Origin of the sequence: Rhizobium johnstonii 3841 (genome assembly GCF_000009265.1) — a bacterium.
GTDB lineage: Bacteria > Pseudomonadota > Alphaproteobacteria > Rhizobiales > Rhizobiaceae > Rhizobium > Rhizobium acaciae.
Genome location: NC_008380.1, coordinates 3,593,227 through 3,617,895 on the forward strand (window position 1 = coordinate 3,593,227; position 24,669 = coordinate 3,617,895).

A 24,669-nucleotide genomic window follows, 5' to 3' on the forward strand; every position below is an offset into this window, starting at 1 on the left:
GCCATCGCTCGATCATCGATGGCGCCAGAGGCTTCGGAATCAGTTTATGCAGCCGCCAGCATAAGGCGCTGAATTGTCAGCATATCTTCGCGAAATCGTGCCAGTTCATCCGCTTTCAGCCGTTCATCGGGAATACGCAGCAGATAGGATGGATGCACCGTCACGAAGAGCGTGCGCCTCTCGTCGATCGCGATCGCTTTCCCCCTGACATCCTGCAGCCGTTGTTTCGTATCGGTCAGCGCCGCGAGCGCCGTCGCCCCCATCGCAACGACCAGCTTCGGCTTGATCAGCGCCATCTCCAGATTGAGCCACCAGCGGCAATGCTTCACCTCGCCCATATTGGGCTTCTGATGGATGCGACGCTTGCCGCGCGGCTCATATTTGAAATGCTTGACGGCATTGGTGACGTAAAGCATTGAGCGGTCGATGCCCGCTTCTGTGATCACCTGGTCCAGCAGCCTGCCGGCGGGACCGACGAAAGGGCGCCCGGCAATATCCTCCTGGTCGCCTGGCTGCTCGCCGACTAACATCACTTCTGCATCGAGCGGCCCCTCCCCGAATACGGTTTGCGTCGCCTTCGCATGAAGCGGACAGCGGGTGCAGCCGGCAGCTTCCGCGCGCAGTGCTTCCAGCGTGCCCGCCGGCGCTTCAGGCTCGGCTGGAATGCCACGCGCGGCTTCCTGCAGGCGATCGTGAAAAGGCAACGACTGGGTCGCCTCTCTTGCAGCCATGGCCCGCACCTTGCTCTCCGCCGATGCGATCAGCCCAGGGATGAGATCGGCTTCCGGCAGGTTCTTCCAGTATTTTTTCGGCATCTCCGCCTGCATCGCCTTCAGCTTCAACCGCGCCGGATTGAAAATGCTGGCGTAGTAGGTGCGCCAAAGTTCATCGGCAGCATCGGTGAGATTGGGTTTTTCGCACGGCGCGTCGCTCATCGTCAGCCGCTCTCCGTCCCAGGCGGCCGATCCCCTGGGTGTGGCGATCAACCAGTCCATGTCGGTGAAGCGCCGTTGGAAGAAAGGCGCTGTGCGCCTGACGATATGGTGATCCGGCTCGAACCAGGCGAGGAATTTTCGACGGCCCGCCGACACCGCACCAACCTCCTTGAAGCGGACGAAGGCCGTCATCTTGTGCGCGTCGCGCCGAACGTTTTTCGCCATCAGCCTGGCACGGGCGACGTCCTCGTCGGAGGCCACTTCAAGCAGCTGCCGGTCCAGCTGCAGCCGCCAGAGCAGACGGTAAAGCAGGGAAAAGCGCGCCGGGTCGGAATGGCAGAGAACTGTCTCCGCCAGCTCGATGAAGGCGGGAGGCACTGTCATCGGCTTGCATGCTGCGGCAGACGGAGGCGGCATGGCGTCGTGTTGAAATGCAAAACCCGGCTCAGCGCGTTTTTCGCGCCACTCGATCTCTTCCGGCAGGATGCCGGCGACCGCGAAGGCGCGCGCGGCGTCACGCCATTCGGCAAGCTCCCCGCGTCCTGCCAGCACGACCCGGCGCATCACAGCAACGACAATTGTTCGGGTTGCGGTTCGAACATGGCGCGAAGGTCGGGGCGCTCGATCAATCGGCGCGGCGACCAGCCTTCCGCCGAGATGAAGGACTGGACCATCTTGATCGAAATGCCGAGCCGCTGGAGGTCGTCGAGCCGCAACCGGCGAAAACGGCGGGCCGAAACGATCGCTTTGACAGTCTTGGTGCCGAGACCTGGAACACGCAGCAACCGCTCGCGCTCGGCCCGGTTGATATCGACGGGAAATTCGGCCCGGTTGGCGAGCGCCCAGGCGAGCTTGGGGTCGAGGGTGAGATCGAGCATGCCGCCCGCCTGGTTCGCGGTGATCTCGTCGATGCCGAAACCGTAGAATCGATAGAGCCAGTCGGCCTGATAGAGCCGGTGCTCGCGCATCAACGGAGGCTTGATCAGCGGCAGGTTTTTCGACGAGTCCGGGATCGGGCTGAAGGCGGAATAATAGACGCGCTTCAGCCCGTAGCTGCTGTAAAGCCGGCCGCTGGTCGCAAGGATCGTCGCATCGCTCGCGCCATCGGCGCCGACGATCATCTGCGTGCTCTGGCCGGCCGGCACGAAGCGCTGACGCTTCTTCGTCCGTAGCGTCGGTTCGCCGGCGGCCTCGATCTTCAGCCTCAGATCTCCCATCGATCGCCGGATATTGGCAGGCTTCTTTTCCGGCGCGAAGCGGGTGATGCCGTGATCCGTCGGCAACTCGATATTCAGCGACAGCCTGTCGGCATGAAGCCCCGCCTCCTCGATCAGACGCGGCGACGCCTCGGGGATCGATTTCAAATGGATATAGCCGCGGAAATTATGGGTGACACGCAGTTCGCGGACGATGCGGACCATCTCTTCCATCGTGTAATCGGACGAACGAATGATGCCGGAGGAAAGGAACAGGCCTTCGATATAGTTGCGGCGGTAGAATTCCAGCGTCAGCCAGATGACCTCCTCGGGCGTAAAGCGCGCCCGTTCGACATTGCTCGACGAGCGATTGACGCAATAGGCGCAGTCGTAAATGCAGAAATTGGTCAGCAGTATTTTCAAAAGCGAAATGCACCGTCCGTCCGGGGCATAGGCATGACAGATGCCGGATCCTTCGGTCGAACCGAGCCCGCCACTTGCCCGGGAATCACGTTTCACCGTGCCGCTGGAAGCGCAGGAAGCATCATATTTTGCAGCATCGGAAAGGATGGCCAAGCGTTCTGTGAGCGACTTCTTCATTACAATGTTCACTATATGTTCACACACAGAGAGTCAATCAGGACGGTCCGATTTCTGCCCATTTTCAAGTCGCACCACCTGATATCGGGGCGAGCCGCGTTTCTTTTATGCGAATTTTCTGGAAATCGGCCTTGGCGATCTGCTATAAGCGTCCGACTAAGATTGTGGCACGGTTCCGAAGCTCCCCTTCGGGACCTGTTTTCTTTTGTGTTCGCCGCTGATTGTGCGGATACGAGGATTGAAGGACAGAAAAATGGTTGAAAAGGTACCGATGACACCGGGCGGTTTCGTCAAGCTGCAGGAAGAGCTGCGCTGGCGCCAGCAGGAGGAGCGCCCCCGAATCATCGAGGCGATCGCCGAAGCCCGTGCCCATGGCGACCTTTCCGAAAACGCCGAATACCACGCCGCCAAGGAAGCGCAGAGCCACAATGAAGGCCGCATCAGCGAGCTGGAAGACCTGACGGCACGCGCCGAGGTCATCGACCTCACCAAGATGTCGGGCGACAAGATCAAGTTCGGCGCCAAGGTGAAGCTCATCGACGAGGACACCGAGGAAGAAAAGACTTACCAGATCGTTGGCGACCAGGAAGCCGACGTCAAGGCCGGCCGCATCTCCATCTCCTCGCCGATCGCCCGCGCGCTGATCGGAAAGGAAGTCGGCGATTCCATCGAAGTCAATGCGCCGGGCGGCTCCAAGGCCTACGAAATCCTCCAGGTTTCCTGGGGCTGATCGCCCGCCAGCCGCGAGACCCCTCCCTTGCCTGATATTCGTGACGTCGAGATCATTGCGCCCAATTTCAAGCGCCGGCTCTCCGGCGTCACGTCGACGATCGTCCAGCTCATCCCGTGCCAGATCCGGCTCGGTATCAAGATCGCGACACTCGGCCCCGGCCTGCCGGAAGGCCTGCCGAAACTGAAGTGGCCGCAGCTCCTCGGCCTCTGGCGCCCGCCGGCGCGCCGGCGCCAGCGCGTCTGGCACGCTCGCCGCAACAACGAGATGGCCGTCGGCATCCTGCTGCGCCATCTCATGCGCATGCCGCTGAAGCTTCTCTTCACCTCGGCCGCGCAACGCCGCCACACCGCCTATACGAAATGGCTGGTCCGTCGCATGGACGCTGTCATCGCGACCAGCGATCGATCCGGCTCGTTCCTCGACGTGCCGCACACGGTCATCCAGCACGGGGTCGATCTTGCTCTGTTCCATCCGCCGGAAACTGCGGAGGACGGCATCGCCGCCACCGGCCTGCCGGGCCGCCATCTCATCGGCTGCTTCGGCCGCGTGCGCCATCAGAAGGGCACTGATCTTTTCGTCAGGGCGATGATCGAACTGCTGCCACAGCATCCCGACTGGACGGCGGTCGTCTCCGGCCGGGTGACGGCCGAACACACGGCATTTGGCGACAAACTTAAAACGGATGTCGCCGCCGCCGGGCTCAGCGACCGTATCCTCTTTCTCGGCGAAGTGCCTGACATCAAGGTCTGGTATCGCCGCCTGACGCTTTACGTCGCCCCTTCCCGCAACGAGGGTTTTGGCCTGACGCCGCTCGAAGCCATGGCCTCGCGCACCGCGGTGGTGGCATCGGACGCCGGCGCCTATGCCGAGCTCATCGTCACGGGCGAGACGGGCTCGGTCGTCGCCGCCGGCGATGGCGAGGCGCTGACGCGGGCAATCGCGCCCTATATCGCAGATCCCGCTCTGGCGATCGCCCATGGCGAGAATGCGCTTCGGCATGTCAGGACAAATTTTGCGCTGGAGAAGGAAGCAAGCGCGATCGGCGCGATTTACGATCGCCTTCTCGGCGACAATCGCGGCTGAGTGGAACGAGAACGGCTCGCTGAAAAAGCCGGCCAACCTCTCCTTCGTCATGCTCGGGCTTGTCCCGAGCATCTGCCTCCGTTCGATAGGGCAGTAGATCCTCGGCACAAGGCCGAGGATGACGTCGAGTAGAGAACGAGATTTGTCAACAAGCGAACGGCCCATCGGATGACGGGCCGCTGCAAACATCCAAGAATGACGAACAGGTGGCTTATTATTCGGCGGGCTGAAGACCGCCGGCCGGAGCCATCTCTCCGGTCTGGCCGCCCAGTGCCGCGGCGAGTTGCGCCGTATCCAGTTCGTTTTCCCAACGTGCAACGACGATCGTCGCCACCGCATTGCCGACGAGGTTGGTCAGCGCCCGGCATTCCGACATGAAGCGGTCGATGCCGAGGATGAGCGCCATGCCGGCGACCGGCACGGAGGGCACGACGGAGAGCGTTGCGGCAAGCGTGATGAAGCCGGCGCCGGTGATGCCTGCGGCACCCTTGGAGCTCAGCATCGCCACCAAGAGCAGCAGGATCTGATCACCCCAGGAAAGCTGAATACCGGTTGCCTGGGCAATGAAGAGCGCTGCCAGCGTCATGTAGATGTTGGTGCCGTCGAGATTGAAGGAATAGCCTGTCGGGATGACGAGGCCGACGACCGAGCGCTTGCAGCCGGCCTTTTCCATCTTGTTCATCAGCCCCGGAAGGGCGGCCTCAGAAGACGAGGTGCCGAGGACCAGCAGCAGTTCTTCCTTGATGTAGCGCAGCAGCGCCACGATCGAGAAGCCGTTGTAGCGGGCGACTGCGCCGAGAACGACGAGGACGAAGAGCAGTGAGGTGATGTAGAAGGTACCGATCAGCATGGCGAGATTGGCGATCGAACCGACGCCGTACTTGCCGATGGTGAATGCCATGGCGCCGAAGGCGCCGATGGGAGCAGCCTTCATGAGGATGGCGACGAGCTTGAACACCGGCGCCGTCAGGGCATTGAGGAAGTTGACGACCGGTTCGCTCTTTTCGCCGACCATTGCGAGCGCGATGCCGAAGAGCACCGAGAAGAACAGCACCTGCAGAATGTCGCCATCGGCAAAAGCGCCGACGATCGTCGTCGGGATGATGTTGGTCAGGAAACCGACGATGCTCTGCTCATGCGCCTTTGCGGCGTAGCCGGCGACGGCGGCCGGATCCAGCGAGGCAGGATCGATGTTCATGCCGGCGCCGGGCTGGACGACATTGGCGACGATCAGGCCAATGATGAGCGCCAATGTCGAGAATGTCAGGAAGTAGAGCATCGCCTTGCCGGCGACGCGGCCGACCTTCTGCAGGTCGCTCATGCCGGCAATGCCGGTCGCAACCGTCAAGAAGATGACGGGGGCAATGATCATCTTGACGAGCTTGATGAAGGCATCGCCGAGCGGCTTCAGCTGGGTGCCGAATTCGGGATAGAAATGGCCGAGAAGGATACCCGCAGCGATGGCCGCGAGAACCTGGACGTAAAGATGGGTATAAAAGGGCTTCTTGCCCTTGCTGTCTGCGACTGCATCGAGTGGTGCTGCGATCATGATGTCCTCCTAGTGGCTCGTCCGGAACGTACTCCGGCCTCCCGAGCCGTTCGCTTCAAGTCCAACAGCTCAGCCGTTGTTGCCAGGTTCTTCGCAATCGCCGTGCCAGTTTTGCGTCGACTAGCAACGTATTGAATTAATTACATAAAAATTTACGAGGCTTCTGATATCTCATTAAGAAATGCGGAAATCCGCACAAATCTATTTGCGTTTCGTGCAGAAAAATGCACAAATCCGCCATGTCCGTGTCGCAGAAATTGTGGCCTTCCCTGCCCCTGCAACACCGCATCCGCCGGATGTGGTGGGCCTACGCCGTGCTCGCCCTCCTCGCTGTCGTCGCAAGCCTGTGGGCCAGCGGCGAGATCGGCCGGCACCGAGCGGAGGCTGCTCTCCAGGAACAGGCCCGCATGGATGCGAGGCTGAATGCGGCTTTGCTGCGCACGGTTCTCGAAAAATACCGGGCGCTTCCCTTCGTGCTGTCGCAGGACGCGGCACTCGCTGCCGCACTGGCGGGAAACGATGCCGGCGCGTTCGAGCGGCTCAGTCAGAAGCTGGAAAATTTGGCGGCGGGCACGAAGGCTGCCGTCATCTATGTCATCGACAAGGACGGCATGGCGGTTTCGGCCAGTAACTGGCGCGAACCGACGAGCTTCGTCGGCAATGACTATCGTTTCCGCGAGTATTTTCAGGGGGCGGTCGAACGAGGACAGGCCGAGCACTTCGCGCTCGGCACGGTCAGCAAGAAACCGGGTCTCTATATCTCCCAGCGGATTTCGGACGGCAATAGCTTGCTGGGCGTCGTTGTGGTCAAGGTCGAATTCGACGACGTCGAGGCGGATTGGAATGCCTCGAACACCCCGTCCTATGTCGTTGACGAGCGCGGCATTGTCCTCATCACCAGTATTCCGTCATGGCGGTTCATGACGATCGGCCGGATCGCCGAGGACCGGCTGACGGCGATCCGCGAAAGCCTTCAATTCGGCGATGCGCCGCTTCAACCCCTGCCGCTCGACATGGTTCGAAACCTCGGTGACGGGCTCGATGTCGTCGGGATCGTCATGCCCGGCGATGCCGGGAAAACCAGGTTTCTCGATGTCGCAACGTCGGTGCCGGCGACCGGCTGGCATTTGCAGCATCTCGTCGCACTCGGACCATCCGTCGATGCGGGGATTCGTGAAGCCCGCATGCTGGCATTGCTCATTCTCCTGCCGCTGCTGGCCGGAGCAGCCTTCCTGTTGCGCCGTCGCCATGTGATCACCCTGCGAATCTCCAGCGAACAGCGGGCGCGGGAGGAACTGGAACGGCGCGTCGCCGAGCGGACGCTGGATCTCAGCCGGGCGCGGGACCGGCTGCAGGCTGAAATTGTCGGCCACAAGAGCACGGAGCAGAAATTGCAGGCCGTGCAACAGGATCTGGTGCAGGCCAACCGGCTGGCCATCCTGGGTCAGGTGGCAGCCGGCGTCGCCCATGAAATCAACCAGCCGGTGGCAACCATTCGTGCCTATGCGGATAACGCCCGCACCTTCCTCGATCGCGGCCAGACGGCGCCTGCCGGCGAAAATCTCGAAAGCATCGCGGCGTTGACGGAGCGCATAGGTTCGATCACCGAGGAGCTGAAGACCTTTGCCCGCAAAGGCCGAGGCAGCGCCGAACCAACCGGATTGAAGGACGTCATCGAGGGCGCGGTGATGCTGTTACGTAGCCGGTTTGCCGGCCGCATGGATACGCTCGACATCGACCTGCCGCCCGCCGAACTGCAGGTGATGGGAAACCGGATCCGTCTCGAGCAGGTGCTGATCAACCTGCTTCAGAACGCCCTGGAGGCGGTGGCGCCGAAGGCCGGAGAGGGTCGCGTCGAGATCAGAACATCCACCGATGCAGGGATGGTAACGGTGACGGTCGCCGACAACGGTCCCGGCATCCCGCCGGAAATTCGCAAGGGCTTGTTCACGCCGTTCAACACCTCGAAGGAAAGCGGCCTCGGCCTTGGCCTGGTGATCTCCAAGGATATCGTCGGCGACTATGGCGGCCGGATGGAGGTTTTGAGCGACGGCGGCGGAACCCGGTTCATCGTTCAGCTAAGGAAGGCTTGAGATCATGGAAACGCGGACCCCTGTTGCGCTGATCGACGACGACAAGGATCTGCGCCGCGCCACCGCGCAGACGCTCGAACTCGCCGGATTTTCCGTTTCCGCCTATGACGGTGCAAAAGCCGCGCTGGCAGACCTGCCGGCGGATTTTGCTGGCCCTATCGTCACCGATATCCGCATGCCGGAGATCGACGGACTGCAACTCTTCGCCACCCTACAAGGCATGGATGCCGACCTGCCGGTGATCCTGATGACCGGCCACGGCGATATTCCCATGGCCGTTCAGGCGATCCAGGACGGCGCCTATGATTTCATCGCCAAGCCCTTCGCAGCCGATCGGCTCGTGCAGAGCGTGCGTCGCGCAAGCGAGAAGCGGCGGCTTGTTCTGGAAAACCGCATGCTGCGGAAGGCAGCCGAAGATGCGCAGGAGAACTTGCCGCTGATCGGCCAGACGCCCGTCATGGAAAACCTCAGAAACATTCTTCGCCATATCGCCGATACCGACGTGGACGTGCTCGTCGCCGGCGAAACGGGCAGCGGCAAGGAAGTGGTCGCCCAGCTTCTGCATCAGTGGAGCCACCGCCGGAGAGGAAATTTTGTGGCGCTGAATTGTGGCGCCCTGCCCGAAACCGTCATCGAAAGCGAACTGTTCGGCCACGAGACCGGTGCCTTTACCGGCGCCCAGAAGCGCCGCACGGGCCGCATCGAACATGCAAGCGGCGGCACGCTTTTCCTCGACGAGATCGAAAGCATGCCAGCCGCCACCCAGGTCAAGATGCTGAGGGTGCTGGAGATGCGCGAGATCACGCCGCTTGGCACCAACGAGGTGCGTCCGGTCGATCTTCGCGTCGTCGCGGCTGCCAAGATCGACCTCGGAGATCCCTCGGTGCGCGGCGATTTTCGCGAGGATCTCTATTACAGGCTGAATGTCGTGACGATCTCCATTCCGCCGCTGAGAGAACGCCGCGACGATATTCCGCTGCTGTTTTCCCACTTCGCCGCTCGCGCCGCCGAGCGCTTCCGTCGCGATGTCCCGCCGCTTTCACCGGATGTGCGGCGGCATCTCGCCTCGCACACATGGCCGGGCAATGTCCGCGAACTCTCGCATTATGCCGAACGCGTGGTGCTTGGCGTGGAAGGCGGTGGAACAGCAGCCGTCCCTTCGCAGCCGACGGATGCGACGCTTCCCGAACGGCTGGAGCGCTACGAGGCGGAGATCATTCGCGACGCGCTGTCGGCCAATGACGGCGACGTCCGCCGCACCATCGAGGCGCTCGGCATTCCGAGAAAGACGTTCTACGACAAACTCCAGCGCCACGGCATCAACCGGGGTGGCTATATCTCGCGCAAGTAATGGCGATGACGTTTGCTCTGCCGAAGTGGTGTTAGACTTCCACCAGCCCCAGCTTCTTCACTTGCCGGATCGTCAGCATGGTGCGCACGGTATCGACATGTTCGTTCGCTGTCAGCACCTCGATGACGAAATCCTGGAAGCGGGTGAGGTTCTCCGCGACGCAATGCAGCAGGAAATCGCTGTCGCCGGAGACCATCCAGGCCTGGCGCACCAGGGGCCATTCGGCGGTGGCGGCGGCGAAGGCCTTGAGATTGCCTTCCGACTGATGCTTGAGGCCGACCATGCAGAAAGCGACAAGGTCGAAGCCGAGCTTCGGGCTGTTCAGCATCGCGTGATAGCCCTCGATGATGCCCGCTTCCTCGAGCTTGCGCACCCGGCGCAGGCAAGGCGGCGCCGAGATGCCGACGCGATCGGCAAGCTCCACATTGGTCATGCGGCCATCGGCCTGCAGCTCCCGGAGGATCTTTATGTCGATGACGTCGAGTTCCGCACGACCCACATCATTGCCTTTCTTTAATTCTCCGCGGGGAGCTTCTATATAAAGCCGCGGAATACGCAAGAAAGTTTCACGCCGATGACGGATTCTTGCACATCCGGGCGATTTGCCTTGTTGGTAACGCAAGGCTGCCCTTGAATAAAAGCATTGGACGTTCATAAATGGCGCAGGGACGCGAAACGGCCGCAATCGCTATCTAGCCGCCGCCCTCCTGCCAGTCGAAAGGAAATGACATGCCTGCCCGCCATACCAAGGTGCTCATCATCGGTTCCGGACCCGCAGGCTATACTGCCGCGGTCTATGCCGCGCGCGCCATGCTGAAACCGGTTTTGATCGCCGGTCTCGAACAGGGCGGCCAGCTGATGATCACCACCGATGTCGAGAACTATCCGGGCTTTGCCGATCCTATCCAGGGTCCCTGGTTGATGGAACAGATGCTGCAGCAGGCAAAACATGTCGGCGCCGAGATCGTCAACGACCTCGTGACCGAAGTCGACATGAACCAGCGCCCCTTCGTCGCCCGCACCGACAGCGGCCAGGTCTGGACCGCCGATACGCTGATCATCGCCACCGGTGCCAAGGCCAAGTGGCTCGGCATCGAGAGCGAACAGCATTTCCAGGGCTTCGGCGTTTCGGCCTGCGCCACTTGCGACGGTTTCTTCTATCGCAACAAGGATGTGATCGTGGTTGGCGGCGGAAACAGCGCCGTCGAAGAGGCGCTCTATCTCTCCAACATCGCCAAGTCGGTCACGGTCGTGCATCGCCGCGACTTCTTCCGCGCCGAGAAAATCCTGCAGGAACGCCTGTTCTCCAAGGACAATGTCAAGGTTCTGTGGAATACCGAAGTGGCTGAAATAACAGGCACGCCGGCCAAGCCGCCGATGCCGCAATCCGTATCCGGTGCGCGCCTGCGCGACGTCAGAACCGGCACGATCACGGAGATGGTGATCGATGGCGTCTTCGTCGCCATCGGCCATGCGCCGGCAACCGAGCTCTTCAAGGACAAGCTGAAGCTGAAGGACAATGGTTATCTCTGGACCGCGCCGGATTCGACTGCGACCAGCCTGGACGGCGTCTATGCCGCGGGCGACGTGACGGATGATACGTTCCGCCAGGCGATCACTGCCGCGGGCCTCGGGTGCATGGCTGCACTTGAAGCCGAGCGATATCTGACGGGCCACATGCCCGTTGCCGTGGCCGCGGAGTAAGATCGGCATGAGGGGTGGGGGAATGCCATTGGATTGGGACAAGCTGCGTATTTTTCACGCAGCTGCCGAGGCGGGTTCGTTCACGCATGCGGCGGATAAACTGCATCTGTCCCAATCCGCCATCAGCCGCCAGGTGAGCGCGCTGGAGCAGGATGTCGGCACCAAGCTGTTTCACCGCCATGCGCGCGGCCTGATTCTGACGGAACAGGGCGAACTGCTCTACCGCACTGCCCACGACGTGCTGCTGAAGCTCGAAACCGTAAAGATGCAGCTCACCGAAACGACGGAAAAGCCGTCTGGCAAGCTGCGCGTCACGACCACGGTCGGCCTCGGCCAGGGTTGGCTCACCGACAAGATCCAGGAATTCCTGCAGCTTTATCCCGACGTGCAGATCCAGCTCATCCTCGACAACGAGGAAGTGGATGTGAACATGCGCCATGCCGACTGCGCGATCCGCCTGCGCCAGCCGCAGCAGTCCGACCTCATCCAGCGCAAGCTCTTCACGGTGCACATGCACGTCTATGCGGCCCCGTCCTACATCAACCGCCACGGCGAGCCGCAAAAGGTCGAGGATCTCGACAACCACCGCATCATCACCTTTGGCGAGCCGGCGCCGAGTTACCTGCTCGATGTCAATTGGCTTGAGGTCGCCGGCCGCTCGTCCGACAACAAGCGCATCCCGCATCTGCAGATCAACAGCCAGACCTCGATCAAGCGTGCCGCCCTGCTCGGAATCGGCGTCGCCTGCCTGCCGGATTACATCGTCGGCCGCGACCCCGGCCTGATTCAGCTGGCGATCAATGCCGACGTCCCCTCCTTCGACACCTATTTCTGCTATCCCGACGAGATCAAGAACGCCGCCAAGCTGAAGGCCTTCCGCGATTTTATCGTCAGCAAGGCCAGAAACTGGAACTTTTGAGCCCGGTTTTATTGATGAATTGCCGACTATGCAGAACGTGCATGACTGGCATGCACAAATGAGGGTTGCCGTTTGCCCAATAAACCACCATATCGCTCATAGCTGATGCACATGGTGGCTTTTCCTCCCAGTTCCACCGCATTGGCTGTTCCCCTCTGGAGGTTTTTGACCTTCACACTTATAAGGGCCCTGGTTTTCCAGTGGCCCTCTTTTTTTGCCTTTCTTCCTCAGCGAAATGCCGCGCCGCAAAAAAATTGTGCGGCGCATAGCAGACATGCACAAAAAAGCATTGAAACCTGCTCAAGGAAGCACCATATCCCTCTCAGCTGATGCATCTTGTGGTTTCTCTCCCAGTACCACCGCATTAGCTGTTCCCCTCTGGAGGTTTTTTGACCTTCACAATTATAAGGGCCCTGGTTTTCCGGTGGCCCTCTTTTTTTGCCCAAAATTTGCGCATTCAATAAAACCTGCCGCCTCACGCCTCCGTGATTTGCATATCGAAGCCTGACGATCGATATATCGGCCAGAGACGATTTATCGATCGGCGAACGACGATGGACAAAGACGAAATTATCAAGGCGCTCGCCCATCCCACTCGGATGGACATTCTGAACTGGCTGAAAAATCCCGAGGAGCATTTCCCCTCGCAGGAGCATCCTTTCGAAATGGGCGTCTGCGCCAGCCAGTTCGAGCGCTGCGGCCTGTCGCAGTCGACGGTCTCGGCCCATCTCGGCACGCTGCATCGCGCCGGCCTCGTCACCACCAAACGCGTCGGCCAGTGGATCTTTTACAAGCGCAACGAAGAAACCATCGCCGCCTTCCTCAAGCAACTGACGCAGGACCTTTAGAATGCCCCTCGCCCTCCTCGTTCTTGCCTTGAGCTCGTTTGCGATAGGCACCACCGAATTCGTCATCATGGGTCTGTTGCCGGAGGTCGCCGCCGATCTCTCGGTCAGCATCCCGCAGGCCGGGTGGCTGGTGACCGGTTATGCCCTGGCGGTCGCGATCGGCGCGCCTGTAATGGCGATTTCAACTGCGAAGCTGAAGCGCCGTACCGCCCTGATTGCGCTGATGGCCTTCTTCATCGCCGGCAACCTGCTTTGCGCTCTGGCGAGCGACTACTGGGTGCTGATGATCGCCCGTGTCGTGACAGCACTCTGCCACGGCGCCTTCTTCGGCATCGGCTCGGTGGTCGCCGCCGGCCTCGTTGCCGAAGACCGCAAGGCCCGCGCCGTCGCGCTGATGTTTACCGGCCTGACACTTGCCAATGCTCTCGGCGTGCCGCTCGGCACTGCGATCGGCCAGGCCTATGGCTGGCGCGCCACCTTCGGCGTCGTCACCATCATCGGTATCGTCACCATATCAGGCCTGATCGCCATCCTGCCCAGGGACAAGCAGCAAGAAAACGGCAGCATCCTGCGCGAGATCGCAGCACTCAGGAATGGCGGCCTGTGGCTGGCACTCTCCACCACCGTCTTCTTCGCCGCCTCGATGTTCGCCCTCTTCACCTATATCGCGCCGCTGCTGCGCGACGTCACCGGCGTGTCGCCGGAAGGCGTCACCTGGACGCTGTTCCTGATCGGCCTCGGGCTGACCATCGGCAACCTCGTCGGCGGCAAGCTTGCCGACTGGCGGCTCGGCGCAACGCTTGCTGGCGTCTTCGCCGCAATCGCCATCACCTCGATCGCCTTCAGCTATACGAGCCGCTTCTTCATCCCGGCTGAAATCACCCTCTTCCTTTGGGCAATGGCAAGCTTTGCCGCCGTGCCGGCGCTTCAGGTCGGCGTCGTCGGCTTCGGCAAGGACGCCCCGAACCTGGTTTCGACGATCAATATCGGCGCCTTCAACACTGGCAATGCGCTCGGCGCCTGGGTGGGCGGTCTGGTCATCGACGCCGGCCTCGATCTCACCCGCGTTCCGCTCGCCGCGGCCTTGATGGCCCTGATCGGCCTCGGCGCGACAGCACTCACCTATCTCTCCGCCAGGGGCCGGGCCGCCCTCGCCCCTGCCGAGTGATCCTCCCGCAAAAGAAAGGACCATCATGGTCAAGCTCTTCGAACCCACGAAAGTCGGCGACATATCCGTCAAGAACCGCATCGTCATGGCGCCGCTCACCCGTAACCGCTCGCCGGGCGCAATCCCCAACGACCTCAACGTCGAATATTACCGTCAGCGCGCTACCGCTGGCCTGATCATCACCGAAGCAACCGCGATCACCCATCAGGGCCAGGGCTATGCCAACGTGCCGGGCCTCTATAGCAAAGAGGCTCTCGACGGCTGGAAGCGCGTCACCGACGCCGTTCACGCAGCCGGTGGCAAGATCGTCGTCCAGATGTGGCATGTCGGCCGTATCTCGCACACGACGCTGCAGCCGAACGACGGCAAGCCGGTTTCATCGACCAACCGGATCGCCAAGGCCAAGACCTATCTGGTCAATGCCGACGGCACCGGCAGCTTTGCCGACACCTCCGAGCCGCGCGCGCTCGAAACCGCCGAAATTCCCGGCATCATCGAGGATTATCGCAAGGCTGCCCGTGCGGCGATCGACGCCGGCTTCGACGGTGTCGAGATCCACGGCGCCAACGGCTACCTGCTCGACCAGTTTATCCGCGACGGTATCAACGACCGCACCGACCAATATGGCGGCTCGATCGAAAACCGCACCCGTCTGACCTTCGAAGTCGTCGACGCCGTGGTCAAGGAAATCGGCGCCGGCCGCACCGCAATCCGCATCTCGCCGGTCACGCCGTCCGGCGAAAGCTACGATTCCAATCCGCAAGCGACCTTCACCCACGTCGTCGAAGAACTGGCCAAATACGATCTCGCCTATATCCATGTCATCGAAGGCCAGACCGGCGGCGACCGCGACTACAGGCAGGGCGACAATCCCTCCTTCGATTACAAGGCGCTGTGCCAGACTTATGAAAAGGCCGGCGGCAAGGCCGACTGGATGGTCAACAATGGCTACGATCGCGATCTGGCGATCGACGCCGTCGAAAGCGGCCGCGCCGATCTCGTCGCCTTCGGCAAGCCCTTCATCGCCAATCCCGATCTCGTCGAGCGCCTGGTACACAACCTGCCGCTCAACACGCCCGACCAGTCGACCTTCTATGGCGGCACCGGCAAGGGCTATATCGACTATCCCATTCTCGAAAAGGTCGCCTGAACCTTTCACACGTGAACGCGAATCCCGCCGAATGGCGGGATTTCCATTTTCGACGGGTTTTTGTAGGGTGCCGCCATGTTTGCTCCCTATCTTGATCGCTGGTCGCTGATATCAGACGGCGAGCCCATCATCACCCATTCCAGCCGCCTCCTGCCGGTCCTCTGGCAGGATAAGCCTGCCATGCTGAAAGTGGCGGCCGATATCGACGAACGATACGGCGCGCTTCTGATGCACTGGTGGGACGGCGACGGCGCAGCCTATGTCTATGCCCATGAGGGCGATGCGCTGCTGCTCGAAAGGGCGACGGGAAAACGCTCGCTGCTTGCCATGGCGATGAACGGCGAGGACGATGAGGCAAGCCGCATCCTCTGCGGGACGGCGGCACGGCTGCATGCGCCGCGCGAAAAACCGCTTCCCGATCCCGTCCCCCTTACCCGCTGGTTCCGCGATCTGGAGCCGGCAGCGGGCAAGCATGGCGGCACGCTTGCCGATTGCTCGGCGATCGCCAACGTCCTCCTTGCCGATCAGCGTGATGTCACCATCCTCCACGGCGACATCCATCACGGCAACATTCTCGATTTCCAGGCCCGCGGCTGGCTGGCGATCGATCCGAAGCGGCTGTACGGCGAGCGCGGCTTCGATTTCGCCAATATCTTCGCCAACGAAGAACTGCCAACGATCACCGATCCCGCCCGTTTCCGCCGCCAACTCGCCATCGTTTCAGCGGAGGCGAAGCTGGAGCCGAAGCGGCTGCTGCAATGGATCGCCGCCTATTCCGGTCTTTCCGCCGCCTGGTTCCTCGGTGATCCGAATATTCAGCAGGCAGAAACGGCCCTGACGGTCGCCCGGATCGCGCTGGCCGAACTCGAGAGCTAACCCGCGTTCTGCGACGGGTGCCCGATACAGGCAGCCGCCGTGTCACGATGCGGTTCGGGCAGGCAGCCAAGCGCCACGAGCGAAGCCCTGACCGCCTCGTCGATCGGCGTCTGCGGTTCCCTGCCGAGTTCGGCCGTAAGCCTCGTATTCCGCATCCGCACCGGCACCTTCCAGAGATAGCGCATCTCCTTGATCTCCCGCATCACAGGAACGAAAGGGGCGGCCAGCGGCACGATCCACCAGGGGAAGTTGCCGATCTTCGCCTTACCGCCGACGACGCGCTTGATCGCTTCGGCCATCTGCATGCCGTCCGCATCCCAGAAGCCCTCCATATGATAGACGGCGAAGGCCGGCAGCCGATCGGCCCGATCGACGAGTTGGGCAATGGTTTCCGCCATGTCGGGCAGGTAGGCCCATTGATGGCCGATGCCGTGCCGTGCCGGGTTCCTGATCGTGCCGACCGGCTTGCCTGGGGTCACGAGACCGGACGAGAACCAGCTGTTGGCCGTGGTGCCTGGACCGAAGAAATCCCCTGCCCTGACGATGATGGCGCCGGCACCGGACTGCGAGGCCGCCTTCAGCCGCTTCTCCATTTCGACGCGGATCGCCCCCTTCTTCGTCACCGGATGCTGCGGGCTTTCTTCCGTCGGCGCCGGCAGGGCGTCGGGACCGAAATTATAGACGTTGCCCGGCAGCACGATGCGCACGCCGACAGCGCGAGCAGCGGCGATGGTATTGTCGAGCATCGGCAGCACCAGCGTTTCCCAGTCGCGATAGCCGGGCGGATTGACGGCATGGACGATCAGGCCGACGCCTTCAGCCGCCCTCAGGACGTCACCGGCATTCATCGCATCGCCCTGTACCCATTCGAAAGCCGGCTCGCTCCTCGACGCCTTTGTGGCGTCGCGGTTCAGCGCCCGGATGCGCCACCCGCGCGCAAGCAGCCTGCGGGCAACCGCGCTGCCGATACCGCCAGTCGCGCCGAGAACCAGGGCCGTCGTCTTCATTTCGCTGCTCATGACAATCATCTCCTTCGATCGGATGAAAGGATCATGCCACCAGAACGGCATAAACGAAATTGACGAAAGAAATACATCTGCTATACAAAAATATATGGGCGTGGAACCGAGCTGGGATTTCTACCGCAGTTTTCTGACCGTGCTTCAGCAGGGTTCGCTTTCGGCCGCCGCCCGCGAACTGGGGTTGACCCAGCCGACCATAGGCCGCCATGTCGATGCACTGGAACTGGCGATCGGCGCCGAACTTTTCACCCGCTCACCGAACGGCCTGCTGCCGACCGACGCCGCACTGGCGCTGAAGCCCTATGCCGAAACGCTGGCTGCAACCACCGCCGCGCTTTTGCGCACAGCATCCGGCCAGCGCGAGCGCATGGCGGGAACGGTCAGAGTCAGCGCCAGCGAGGTCATCGCCGTCGAAGTGCTGCCGGCGATTCTCGGACCGCTGCAGGAGACCTATCCCGAACTGCAGATCGAGCTCTCGGCATCCGACATGATCGAGGATCTGGTGAACCGCGAGGCCGATATTGCCGTGCGCATGGCCGAGCCGCAGCAAGCTGCGCTCGTCGTGCGCCGCATCGGCGATATCCCCCTCGGCTTTCATGCCCACCGCCGCTATCTCGAACGACACGGCTTGCCGCAAACCCTGACTGACCTCACAAACCACCGGCTCATCGGCTTCGACCGGCAGACGGCCTATGTCCGCATGGCGATGAAACGCTATGCGGTGCCCGGCATCAATTTCTCCTATAGGACCGACAGCAATCTTGCCCAGCTCTCGGCGATCCGCGCCGGCGTCGGTATCGGTCTCTGCCAGATCGGACTTGCCCGGGGGAACCCTGACCTGGTGCACGTCCTGCCCGATGCCTTCGCCATTCCGCTCGGCACGTGGGTGGCGATGCATGAGAACTTGAAGTCTTCGCCGCGCTACCGCGCCACCTTTGACGCGCTGGTCAAGGGCCTGCAGGACTATCACCGATATTCGACCTGGCGGGAACGAGATGGCAACGCACAATCCGGTTGAACTCGTGCCCTATGATCCGCAATGGCCACAAGCCTTCCAGCGCATCCGCGAAAGACTGCTGGCCTTGCTGCCGCAGGCGCTGTCCATCGATCATATCGGCAGCACGTCCATACCGGGCATGATGGCCAAGCCGCTTATTGATATCGACATCGTTCTTCCCGGCCTCGAGCACATCGAGGACGCCACACACAAGCTTCTGGCCGAAGGCTACGAGCCACGCGGCAACCGCTATGACGACGACGTCTGGGCATTCTTATCGAAAGGTTCGGTGCCGGCGGAACGGGTCTACCTTTGCCCTGAAGGTAACGGCACGCATCGAAACAGGCTGGCTTTCCTGGATTATCTCATTGCGCATCCGCAAGCGGCGGCCGATTATGCCGCGCTCAAACGCAGGCTGGCGGCCGAATTCCGGATGGACGGCGACAGTTATACTGCGCATAAGCGCGAATTCGTCGATGCGATCGTCGCGCGGGCATTGGCGGGAGATGGTTAGCTTCCGATGCCTTGCGAGGCTTCGGCTGTGCGATCCTTCCACTGGCCGTCCACCACCTCGGTTTCCGGCCGGTCGCCACCTTCGGCATATTCTTCATGCCACTTGCCGTTCTCGTCCTGCCAACTGATCTCGGCGGAATCGCCGCCGACCTGCTGTTCGGCCGCGACGATGCGCGCAGCTTCGAGCGCCTCGGCATGGGTCGGGAATGCCTCTGAATAGACACCTCCCAGCCTGTAGGCCCAGCCGCCGTCATGCGGCACGACTTCGTAGACCACCTTGATCATGCATCAGTCTCCTCATCTTCTTGTTGCGCATTCGCACGCTTCCGGAAAAGATCCGGATCATCGCGGCCGCTTGACGAGAATTCGAGGACGCCGCGATCTGCTTTCCGGCCCCGATGACGTTCAGTATTCCATTAAACGCCGAAGACTGCAAATGGCACTCTACCGGGACTTGCTTGATATGCAAAATCAGCGACTTAGATAGAACGCATGAATCGGGACAGGAGCTGAGGCTTGGGGATCGCGTCACGCTTTAAAGAGGAAAAGTTTCTTGTCGCCGCACTTGTCGTTGCAGCGATCGCCTATTTCTTGGAACATGCGGTGATCGAGATGGGGCGCGGCGTCGCGCTGATTGCCGCCGCTGGCCTGGTCGGCACCATCGTGCTCGCCTCGATCCGCGTTGCCCATCATGCCGAGCTGCTCGCCGTCAAGGTCGGCGATCCCTATGGCACGATGATCCTGACGCTCTCGGCCGTCGCCGTCGAAGTCATCATCCTCGCCATCATGATGAGCGGCGAGAGCTCGCCGACGCTGGTGCGCGACACGATCTACTCGGCCCTGATGCTCGATATCAACGGCATCCTCGGCCTGGCCGCCCTGCTCGGCGGCCTCAAGCACGGCGAACAGCCCTACAACGACAATTCCGGCAAGACCTACGGCGTGATGATCCTCACCGCCATGGGCATTTCGATGATCGTGCCGGAATTCGTGCCGAGCGACAAATGGCACTATTATTCCGCCTTCACCATCGTCGCGATGATCGCGCTCTACGGCCTTTTCCTGCGCATGCAGGTCGGCCAACACAGCTATTTCTTCAGCTACAGCTATCCGCGCTCCGAACGGAAGAAAGAAAGTTCGGACGAGCATGGCCCCGACGAGTCGGCCGCGATCTCGATCGCCACCATTCTCGTCGGCGTCGTCATTATCGGCCTGCTCGCGGAGTTCATGGCGGCCTTCATGACCGAGGGCCTGCGCGACAGCGGTGCACCGATCGCCGTGACCGCCGTCGTCGTCGCAGCGATTTCGGCCGCCCCGGAGATCCTGACGGCGTTGAGGGCGGCACTCAGGAATCGCATGCAGGCGACGGTCAACATCGCTATGGGCGCCTCGCTGTCGACGGTCATTCTGACGGTGCCCGTCATGGAGGCGATCGCGCTCTATACCGGCCAGCCCTTCATCATGGCGATGACCCCGGTACAGACCGTGATGGTGGCGATCACGCTGATTGCCGCCGCGATCAACCTCAACGACGGCGAGACCAACGCCATCGAGGGCATGACGCACTTCATCCTCTTCGCCACCTTCGTCATGCTGACGGCGCTGGGGCTTTGAAGGCTTCTTCTCTCCGACAGGAGAATGGAGAGCAGCTATCCGCCACGTAGCGTCAACTCAAAGAGCAGCTTTCTTGACAGCCCCCGCCTTTTGGGGAGAGCTTTCGACAGTCATTCCTTCGACTTTTCGAGGAAACGCTGCTTGCGGGTTTTCGGCTTGAAGCGCCGGAAGAAACCCTCGATGGCGCGGATGGATTTGGTGACGGACATGAGCCTGTCGATCTGGCTATTAGCGTTGTGGAGCCGTTCCGACAGGACTTCGGCCGCCGTCATCGCGATCTCGATCGGCGGCACCTGTGGAAACCGTCTGGCAATTGCCGCATAGGGGCTGGCATCCACGCCGCCCATCATCGAGATCGTGCCCATCCGTGCAAAGAGACGCAGGAAGATCTGCTCGAACGTCCAGTCGTGCACGTCGAAGACCTTCCACTTCTCGCTCCTCTTCGCCGAAAAACCGGCAAGCAGGATCTTGCCCGGCAGTTGCAGCTCGGCGAGCCACAGCGCCACCGCAAAACCACTCGTCGCGATCTTGCCCACCGGATAGAGGTCGACGAGCATTTTCGTCAGATCAAGGTGACGGGTTTCAGCGCCTTCGAAGCGGCCCTCCTCGCTGAAGTTTTCCTCCGGGGAGACTCGAATGTTGACGACGCCCAAAAAATCGTCGCCGGCAAAGAAGCGCAGGACATCCGCCGCCTCGCGCCTGTGGACGATATTGGCGCCCATCACGCCGCTGCGGGCAAACAGCACCGCATGGCCGGCAAAGGGTTCGTCGAGCACCTTATAGACATTGTTGAAGAAGACGTAGAGAGCCGTCTCCGGCAATTCGCTTCGCAGCCGTTTAAAGTCGACGGCTTCGCTGTTTGCCACCAGCACGACGTGGGAATAGTGCGACAACTGCGCCTTCCACGCCTCCGGCGTCAGGACGTTGAAGCCGCCATCTGCGGCGGCGGCACTCTGCGTGTCGCTGGGGATTGCTTCCATATCGGCTCACATGCACTTTCCAAGGACGATGCGCTCTGCCGTCCCACTAGCTGTTGCTGAAATAAGCGCGCGTCCGCGCCAGCCGCGCCAGCCCGCCGATCCGCTTTCCCAAATGCGAAAGGAACCCCGCGATCCGGCCCGTCATCGACGGCTGCCTGCAGAAGGAAGCCCATGGCGTATTGGCCAGATCCTCGGCATAACGCTTGGCCATTCGGCGATGCACCCACGGCACAGTTGCCTGCCACGGCTTTTTCCGGCCGGTGAAATGGATAATCGCCGGCCGGCCGACGAAAGGCAGGAGGCCGGTCTGCGTGTTCCAGCGCGGATCGAGCACCAGCCAGTCGCCATCGAAAGTGACGTTCAGCGCATCCTGGTCGTTATTCTCGAAAAGATGCGACCGCTCCTCGAAGATCTCCCGTGTCCTGGCAAAAAGCCCTCTCGACCGGCAGGCCGACCAGTCGAACAGCAGCACGCCGGCATTAAAATAGCGCCCGCCCTCGCGCATGCCGATCTTCCGCTGCCGTGCGCCGGCCTTCTCGGGAAAGGCCATGACATAATCGTCTATGGCAGCAAGCGCCTTGTCCTGCAAATCCATGGCGAAGAGGTCGTCGACCGGCGCAACCGCAAGCACATCGGCATCGAGATAGAGCAGCCGCTCGACATGATCGGGAATGTGCAGATCCATGTAGAGCCGCGCCAGCGTCGCGCCCGACCAGCGGCCCCGCGCCTGCAGCGCCGTATCCGGCGTATTGTAGGGCAGAACCTTGATTGCCATGCCGTGCAGCCGTGCGAAATTTCCGACCTCGGCGATCTCGTTCGGCTTGAGGTCGATGCCGAGAAGCAGGAACTCCACAGTGGCACTTGAGAGATTGCGCTTGACGGAAAGCAGGGTGCAGCAGGCGGCCGGCAGCATGTTGACATCCGAACAGACGATCACGGCACTCTGCTGCAAAATCCCGGCCTCCCGAAGCGGCGACTTAAACTGATGCCGGATATCTAGTTGGTTTGATGCCAACCCGCAACCGCAGATCACCCGCCGAACCGTCGCTCTGCGTCACGTTTTGAATCGGAATTCAACGACTTGCGAGGCAAAGCGGATTCAGATGAGGAGCATATTGAATCGGAACGTGAACTTAGAGCCGCAGCGCCAATGGATGATCCGCGAGCAGCCGATCGACTGTCGCAAGCTGCAGTCCCTCGACCTTGCACTGAGCGAGCAGCAAGCGATCGAAGGGATCGCGCGTCTCCGGCTCGGGGTCGGCAGCGGTGATGACGTGCGCGATATCGATGGGCAGGATCTTCAGCCCGGTGCCCTGCAGGTAGGCAGGAATAACGTCCAGGGTTAGTCCCGGCTGCAACTTGCCAAGTCGTGTCTTGATCGCGATTTCCCAAAGGCTAGCGACGCTGACGAAACCCTCGGTCGCCGCGTCCAAAAGCACACGCTGGACATCAGGAAAACGGTCCGTCAGCTTTCGTTGGACAATTGCGATGATCATATGCGTGTCGAGTAGCACACGCATGATCACGGCAGCGGCTTGAGAAGAAAATCTTCCGGCAACGGATCGTCGAAGTCGTCGGCGATATACATCTCCGTCCGCGTGATACCCTTGGAACGAAGATAGGCTTCGCCGGCCTCCAGGTTCAAACCGCCGCGTTTTTGATGCGGCACGAGATCGAACACCGGCCGGCCGTTGCGTGTCACGACAATGGTTTCCCCTTCCTCGACCTCACGGGCGAGTTCGGTCAGGCGGTTCTTCGCATCACGGATGGAAACGGTCTTCATGGAGGCAAATGTAGCTACATGCAGCTACATCGTCAATGTCGCCGCAAAGAAAAAGGCCCGCCGTCGCCAGCAGGCCTCGATTGGTGTTTTTGAGAACCGCTTACTTGCAAGCGCCGCAGAAGCGCTGGATGCGGCGGCAAGCTTCCTCAAGCAGCTCTTCCGAAGTGGCGTAAGAGATGCGGAAGTTCGGGCCGAGACCGAAGGCCGAACCGTGAACGACGGCGACGCCTTCCGTTTCCAGAAGCTCGGAAACGAAATCCTCGTCCGTCTCGATCACCTTGCCCGACGGAGCCGTCTTGCCGATCAGGCCGGCGCAGGACGGATAGACATAGAAGGCGCCTTCCGGAACCGGGCAGACAATGCCCTTGGCCTGGTTCAGCATCGAAACGACGAGATCGCGACGACCTTCGAAGATCTTCTTGTTCGCAGGGATGAAGCCCTGCGTGCCGTTCAGCGCTTCGACAGCCGCCCACTGGGCGATCGACGTCGCACCCGAGGTCTGCTGACCCTGGATCATATCCATGGCCTTGATGAGCTGGATCGGACCGGCCGCATAGCCGATACGCCAGCCGGTCATCGCATAGGCCTTGGAGACGCCGTTCATCGTCAGCGTGCGGTCGTAGAGCTTCGGCTCGACTTCCACAGGCGTGACGAACTTGAAGTCGCCATAGGTCAGGTGCTCGTACATGTCGTCGGTCAGCACCCAGACCTGCGGATGCTTCATTAGCACATCCGTCAGCGCCTTCAGCTCGTCCTGCGTATAGGCCGCCCCCGTCGGGTTGGACGGCGAGTTGAAGATGAACCACTTGGTCTTCGGCGTGATCGCCTTTTCGAGATCGGCGGCCTGGAGCTTGAAGTTGTGCTCCTGGGTGGCCGAAACGAAAACCGGTGTGCCGCCGCACAGCGCCACCATCTCAGGATAGGAAACCCAGTAAGGCGCCGGGATAACGACTTCGTCGCCGGGGTTCAGCGTCGCCATGAAGGCGTTGAAAAGGATCTGCTTGCCGCCGGTGCCGACGATCGTCTGCTCCCAGGAATAATCGAGGCCGTTCTCGCGCTTGAACTTGGCGGCGATCGCCTTGCGCAGTTCCGGGATACCGGAAACCGGCGTGTACTTCGTCTCGCCGCGGTTGATCGCGTCGATGGCGGCCGTCTTGATATTATCGGGCGTATCGAAATCCGGTTCCCCCGCGCCAAGGCCGATGACGTCACGTCCTTTTGCTTTCAGCTCGCGCGCTTTCTGAGAGACGGCGATGGTGGCTGAAGGCTTCACACGGGAAAGAGCATCGGCAAGGAAAGCCATGATAACGGTCCTAATGGTTGAAACGGGCAGAAAGCCGGGACCGGAGTTCTGCGGTTAGCTCTATGTCCAATGTATGACGGCATTTCAAGCGGAAAGGCGTCATGGTGGCATGATTCTTATTGATCGGTTCGCCACGCCGCCCACCCGGCATGCCGCCCCCTTCGGAGAAGCTTGCGTCACGCGGTCGAAACGCCAGGCGAAGATCTTGAATCAATCTCTGAAGTCATCCGGATTTATCCCCTGAAATCAGTG

Annotated in this window: 24 protein-coding genes; 13 read left to right on the forward strand and 11 right to left on the reverse strand. The window is 61.3% G+C overall.

Annotated elements, in window-relative coordinates; translation table 11 throughout:
- Positions 1–44: 44 nt before the first annotated feature.
- A complete protein-coding gene (locus RL_RS17620; RefSeq protein WP_011652903.1) occupies positions 45–1,499 on the reverse strand; it encodes a UdgX family uracil-DNA binding protein in 1,455 nt (484 codons plus the stop codon).
- On the reverse strand, positions 1,499–2,731 hold the full coding sequence (locus tag RL_RS17625; protein WP_011652904.1) for a putative DNA modification/repair radical SAM protein: 1,233 nt from the start codon (positions 2,729–2,731) through the stop codon (positions 1,499–1,501). The genes RL_RS17620 and RL_RS17625 overlap by 1 nt, the downstream gene beginning before the upstream one ends.
- Before the next feature lie 253 nt (positions 2,732–2,984).
- On the opposite strand from RL_RS17625, the gene greA reads away from it, so the two are divergent.
- Positions 2,985–3,461 carry a transcription elongation factor GreA gene (gene greA / locus RL_RS17630; protein ID WP_003541639.1) on the forward strand — a complete coding sequence of 159 codons (477 nt, stop codon included), beginning with the start codon at positions 2,985–2,987 and terminating at the stop codon, positions 3,459–3,461.
- A gap of 27 nt (positions 3,462–3,488) precedes the next feature.
- Positions 3,489–4,547, forward strand: coding sequence for a glycosyltransferase family 4 protein (locus RL_RS17635; RefSeq protein WP_011652905.1), 1,059 nt, complete (start codon positions 3,489–3,491; stop codon positions 4,545–4,547).
- 214 nt (positions 4,548–4,761) lie between these two features.
- On the opposite strand, the gene RL_RS17640 is transcribed toward RL_RS17635, so the two are convergent.
- The gene (locus RL_RS17640; RefSeq protein ID WP_011652906.1) at positions 4,762–6,096 is read right to left on the reverse strand and encodes a dicarboxylate/amino acid:cation symporter; all 1,335 of its coding nucleotides are present in this window, start codon (positions 6,094–6,096) and stop codon (positions 4,762–4,764) included.
- A 224-nt stretch (positions 6,097–6,320) separates the two neighbouring features.
- On the opposite strand from RL_RS17640, the gene RL_RS17645 reads away from it, so the two are divergent.
- Both RL_RS17645 and RL_RS17650 read left to right on the forward strand, forming a co-directional pair.
- The gene (locus RL_RS17645) at positions 6,321–8,189 is read left to right on the forward strand and encodes a sensor histidine kinase (protein WP_011652907.1); all 1,869 of its coding nucleotides are present in this window, start codon (positions 6,321–6,323) and stop codon (positions 8,187–8,189) included.
- A gap of 4 nt (positions 8,190–8,193) precedes the next feature.
- On the forward strand, positions 8,194–9,540 hold the full coding sequence (locus RL_RS17650) for a sigma-54-dependent transcriptional regulator (protein ID WP_011652908.1): 1,347 nt from the start codon (positions 8,194–8,196) through the stop codon (positions 9,538–9,540).
- 31 nt (positions 9,541–9,571) lie between these two features.
- Here the strand turns inward: RL_RS17650 and RL_RS17655 are convergent, their stop codons facing one another.
- Positions 9,572–10,039 (reverse strand): Lrp/AsnC family transcriptional regulator, encoded by a 468-nt coding sequence (locus RL_RS17655; protein WP_003541645.1) that lies wholly within the window; start codon positions 10,037–10,039, stop codon positions 9,572–9,574.
- Between the two features lie 230 nt (positions 10,040–10,269).
- Here RL_RS17655 and trxB point away from each other — a divergent pair, with 230 nt between their 5' ends.
- The 6 genes from trxB to RL_RS17685 all read left to right on the forward strand — a co-directional run bounded on the left by trxB (position 10,270) and on the right by RL_RS17685 (position 16,205).
- On the forward strand, positions 10,270–11,244 hold the full coding sequence (gene trxB / locus RL_RS17660) for a thioredoxin-disulfide reductase (protein ID WP_011652909.1): 975 nt from the start codon (positions 10,270–10,272) through the stop codon (positions 11,242–11,244).
- A 22-nt stretch (positions 11,245–11,266) separates the two neighbouring features.
- Complete coding sequence (locus tag RL_RS17665; protein ID WP_028740720.1) at positions 11,267–12,163, forward strand: LysR family transcriptional regulator VtlR; 897 nt, start codon at positions 11,267–11,269, stop codon at positions 12,161–12,163.
- A gap of 554 nt (positions 12,164–12,717) precedes the next feature.
- Positions 12,718–13,011: an ArsR/SmtB family transcription factor gene (locus RL_RS17670; protein ID WP_011652911.1), complete on the forward strand. Its 294-nt coding sequence runs from the start codon at positions 12,718–12,720 to the stop codon at positions 13,009–13,011.
- Position 13,012: 1 nt separating this feature from the next.
- The gene (locus RL_RS17675; RefSeq protein WP_011652912.1) at positions 13,013–14,179 is read left to right on the forward strand and encodes an MFS transporter; all 1,167 of its coding nucleotides are present in this window, start codon (positions 13,013–13,015) and stop codon (positions 14,177–14,179) included.
- A 25-nt stretch (positions 14,180–14,204) separates the two neighbouring features.
- Entirely contained in the window at positions 14,205–15,329 is a 1,125-nt protein-coding gene (locus RL_RS17680) for an alkene reductase (RefSeq protein ID WP_011652913.1), read from the forward strand.
- Positions 15,330–15,404: 75 nt separating this feature from the next.
- On the forward strand, positions 15,405–16,205 hold the full coding sequence (locus RL_RS17685; RefSeq protein WP_011652914.1) for an aminoglycoside phosphotransferase family protein: 801 nt from the start codon (positions 15,405–15,407) through the stop codon (positions 16,203–16,205).
- Here the strand turns inward: RL_RS17685 and RL_RS17690 are convergent.
- Positions 16,202–17,224: an NAD(P)H-binding protein gene (locus RL_RS17690; protein WP_011652915.1), complete on the reverse strand. Its 1,023-nt coding sequence runs from the start codon at positions 17,222–17,224 to the stop codon at positions 16,202–16,204. The two genes, RL_RS17685 and RL_RS17690, sit on opposite strands and share 4 nt — an antisense overlap.
- A gap of 94 nt (positions 17,225–17,318) precedes the next feature.
- On the opposite strand from RL_RS17690, the gene RL_RS17695 reads away from it, so the two are divergent.
- Together RL_RS17695 and RL_RS17700 are read left to right on the forward strand one after the other, a co-directional pair.
- Positions 17,319–18,245: a LysR family transcriptional regulator gene (locus tag RL_RS17695; protein ID WP_011652916.1), complete on the forward strand. Its 927-nt coding sequence runs from the start codon at positions 17,319–17,321 to the stop codon at positions 18,243–18,245.
- Entirely contained in the window at positions 18,223–18,738 is a 516-nt protein-coding gene (locus tag RL_RS17700) for a GrpB family protein (protein WP_011652917.1), read from the forward strand. The genes RL_RS17695 and RL_RS17700 overlap by 23 nt, the downstream gene beginning before the upstream one ends.
- Here RL_RS17700 and RL_RS17705 read toward each other — a convergent pair.
- A complete protein-coding gene (locus RL_RS17705; RefSeq protein WP_003541669.1) occupies positions 18,735–19,022 on the reverse strand; it encodes a DUF2188 domain-containing protein in 288 nt (95 codons plus the stop codon). The two genes, RL_RS17700 and RL_RS17705, sit on opposite strands and share 4 nt — an antisense overlap.
- Before the next feature lie 231 nt (positions 19,023–19,253).
- On the opposite strand from RL_RS17705, the gene RL_RS17710 reads away from it, so the two are divergent.
- Positions 19,254–20,351 carry a calcium:proton antiporter gene (locus tag RL_RS17710; RefSeq protein WP_011652918.1) on the forward strand — a complete coding sequence of 366 codons (1,098 nt, stop codon included), beginning with the start codon at positions 19,254–19,256 and terminating at the stop codon, positions 20,349–20,351.
- Positions 20,352–20,461: 110 nt separating this feature from the next.
- On the opposite strand, the gene RL_RS17715 is transcribed toward RL_RS17710, so the two are convergent.
- The 5 genes from RL_RS17715 to RL_RS17735 form a co-directional block, all read right to left on the reverse strand.
- On the reverse strand, positions 20,462–21,331 hold the full coding sequence (locus tag RL_RS17715) for a hypothetical protein (protein ID WP_011652919.1): 870 nt from the start codon (positions 21,329–21,331) through the stop codon (positions 20,462–20,464).
- Positions 21,332–21,377: 46 nt separating this feature from the next.
- Entirely contained in the window at positions 21,378–22,283 is a 906-nt protein-coding gene (locus RL_RS17720) for a glycosyltransferase family 8 protein (protein WP_028740724.1), read from the reverse strand.
- 181 nt (positions 22,284–22,464) lie between these two features.
- The gene (locus RL_RS17725; protein WP_011652921.1) at positions 22,465–22,851 is read right to left on the reverse strand and encodes a type II toxin-antitoxin system VapC family toxin; all 387 of its coding nucleotides are present in this window, start codon (positions 22,849–22,851) and stop codon (positions 22,465–22,467) included.
- 2 nt (positions 22,852–22,853) lie between these two features.
- Positions 22,854–23,114, reverse strand: a complete 261-nt coding sequence (locus RL_RS17730) for a type II toxin-antitoxin system Phd/YefM family antitoxin (protein WP_011652922.1) — start codon at positions 23,112–23,114, stop codon at positions 22,854–22,856.
- Between the two features lie 100 nt (positions 23,115–23,214).
- Complete coding sequence (locus tag RL_RS17735; RefSeq protein ID WP_011652923.1) at positions 23,215–24,417, reverse strand: pyridoxal phosphate-dependent aminotransferase; 1,203 nt, start codon at positions 24,415–24,417, stop codon at positions 23,215–23,217.
- Between the last annotated feature and the right edge of the window lie 252 nt (positions 24,418–24,669).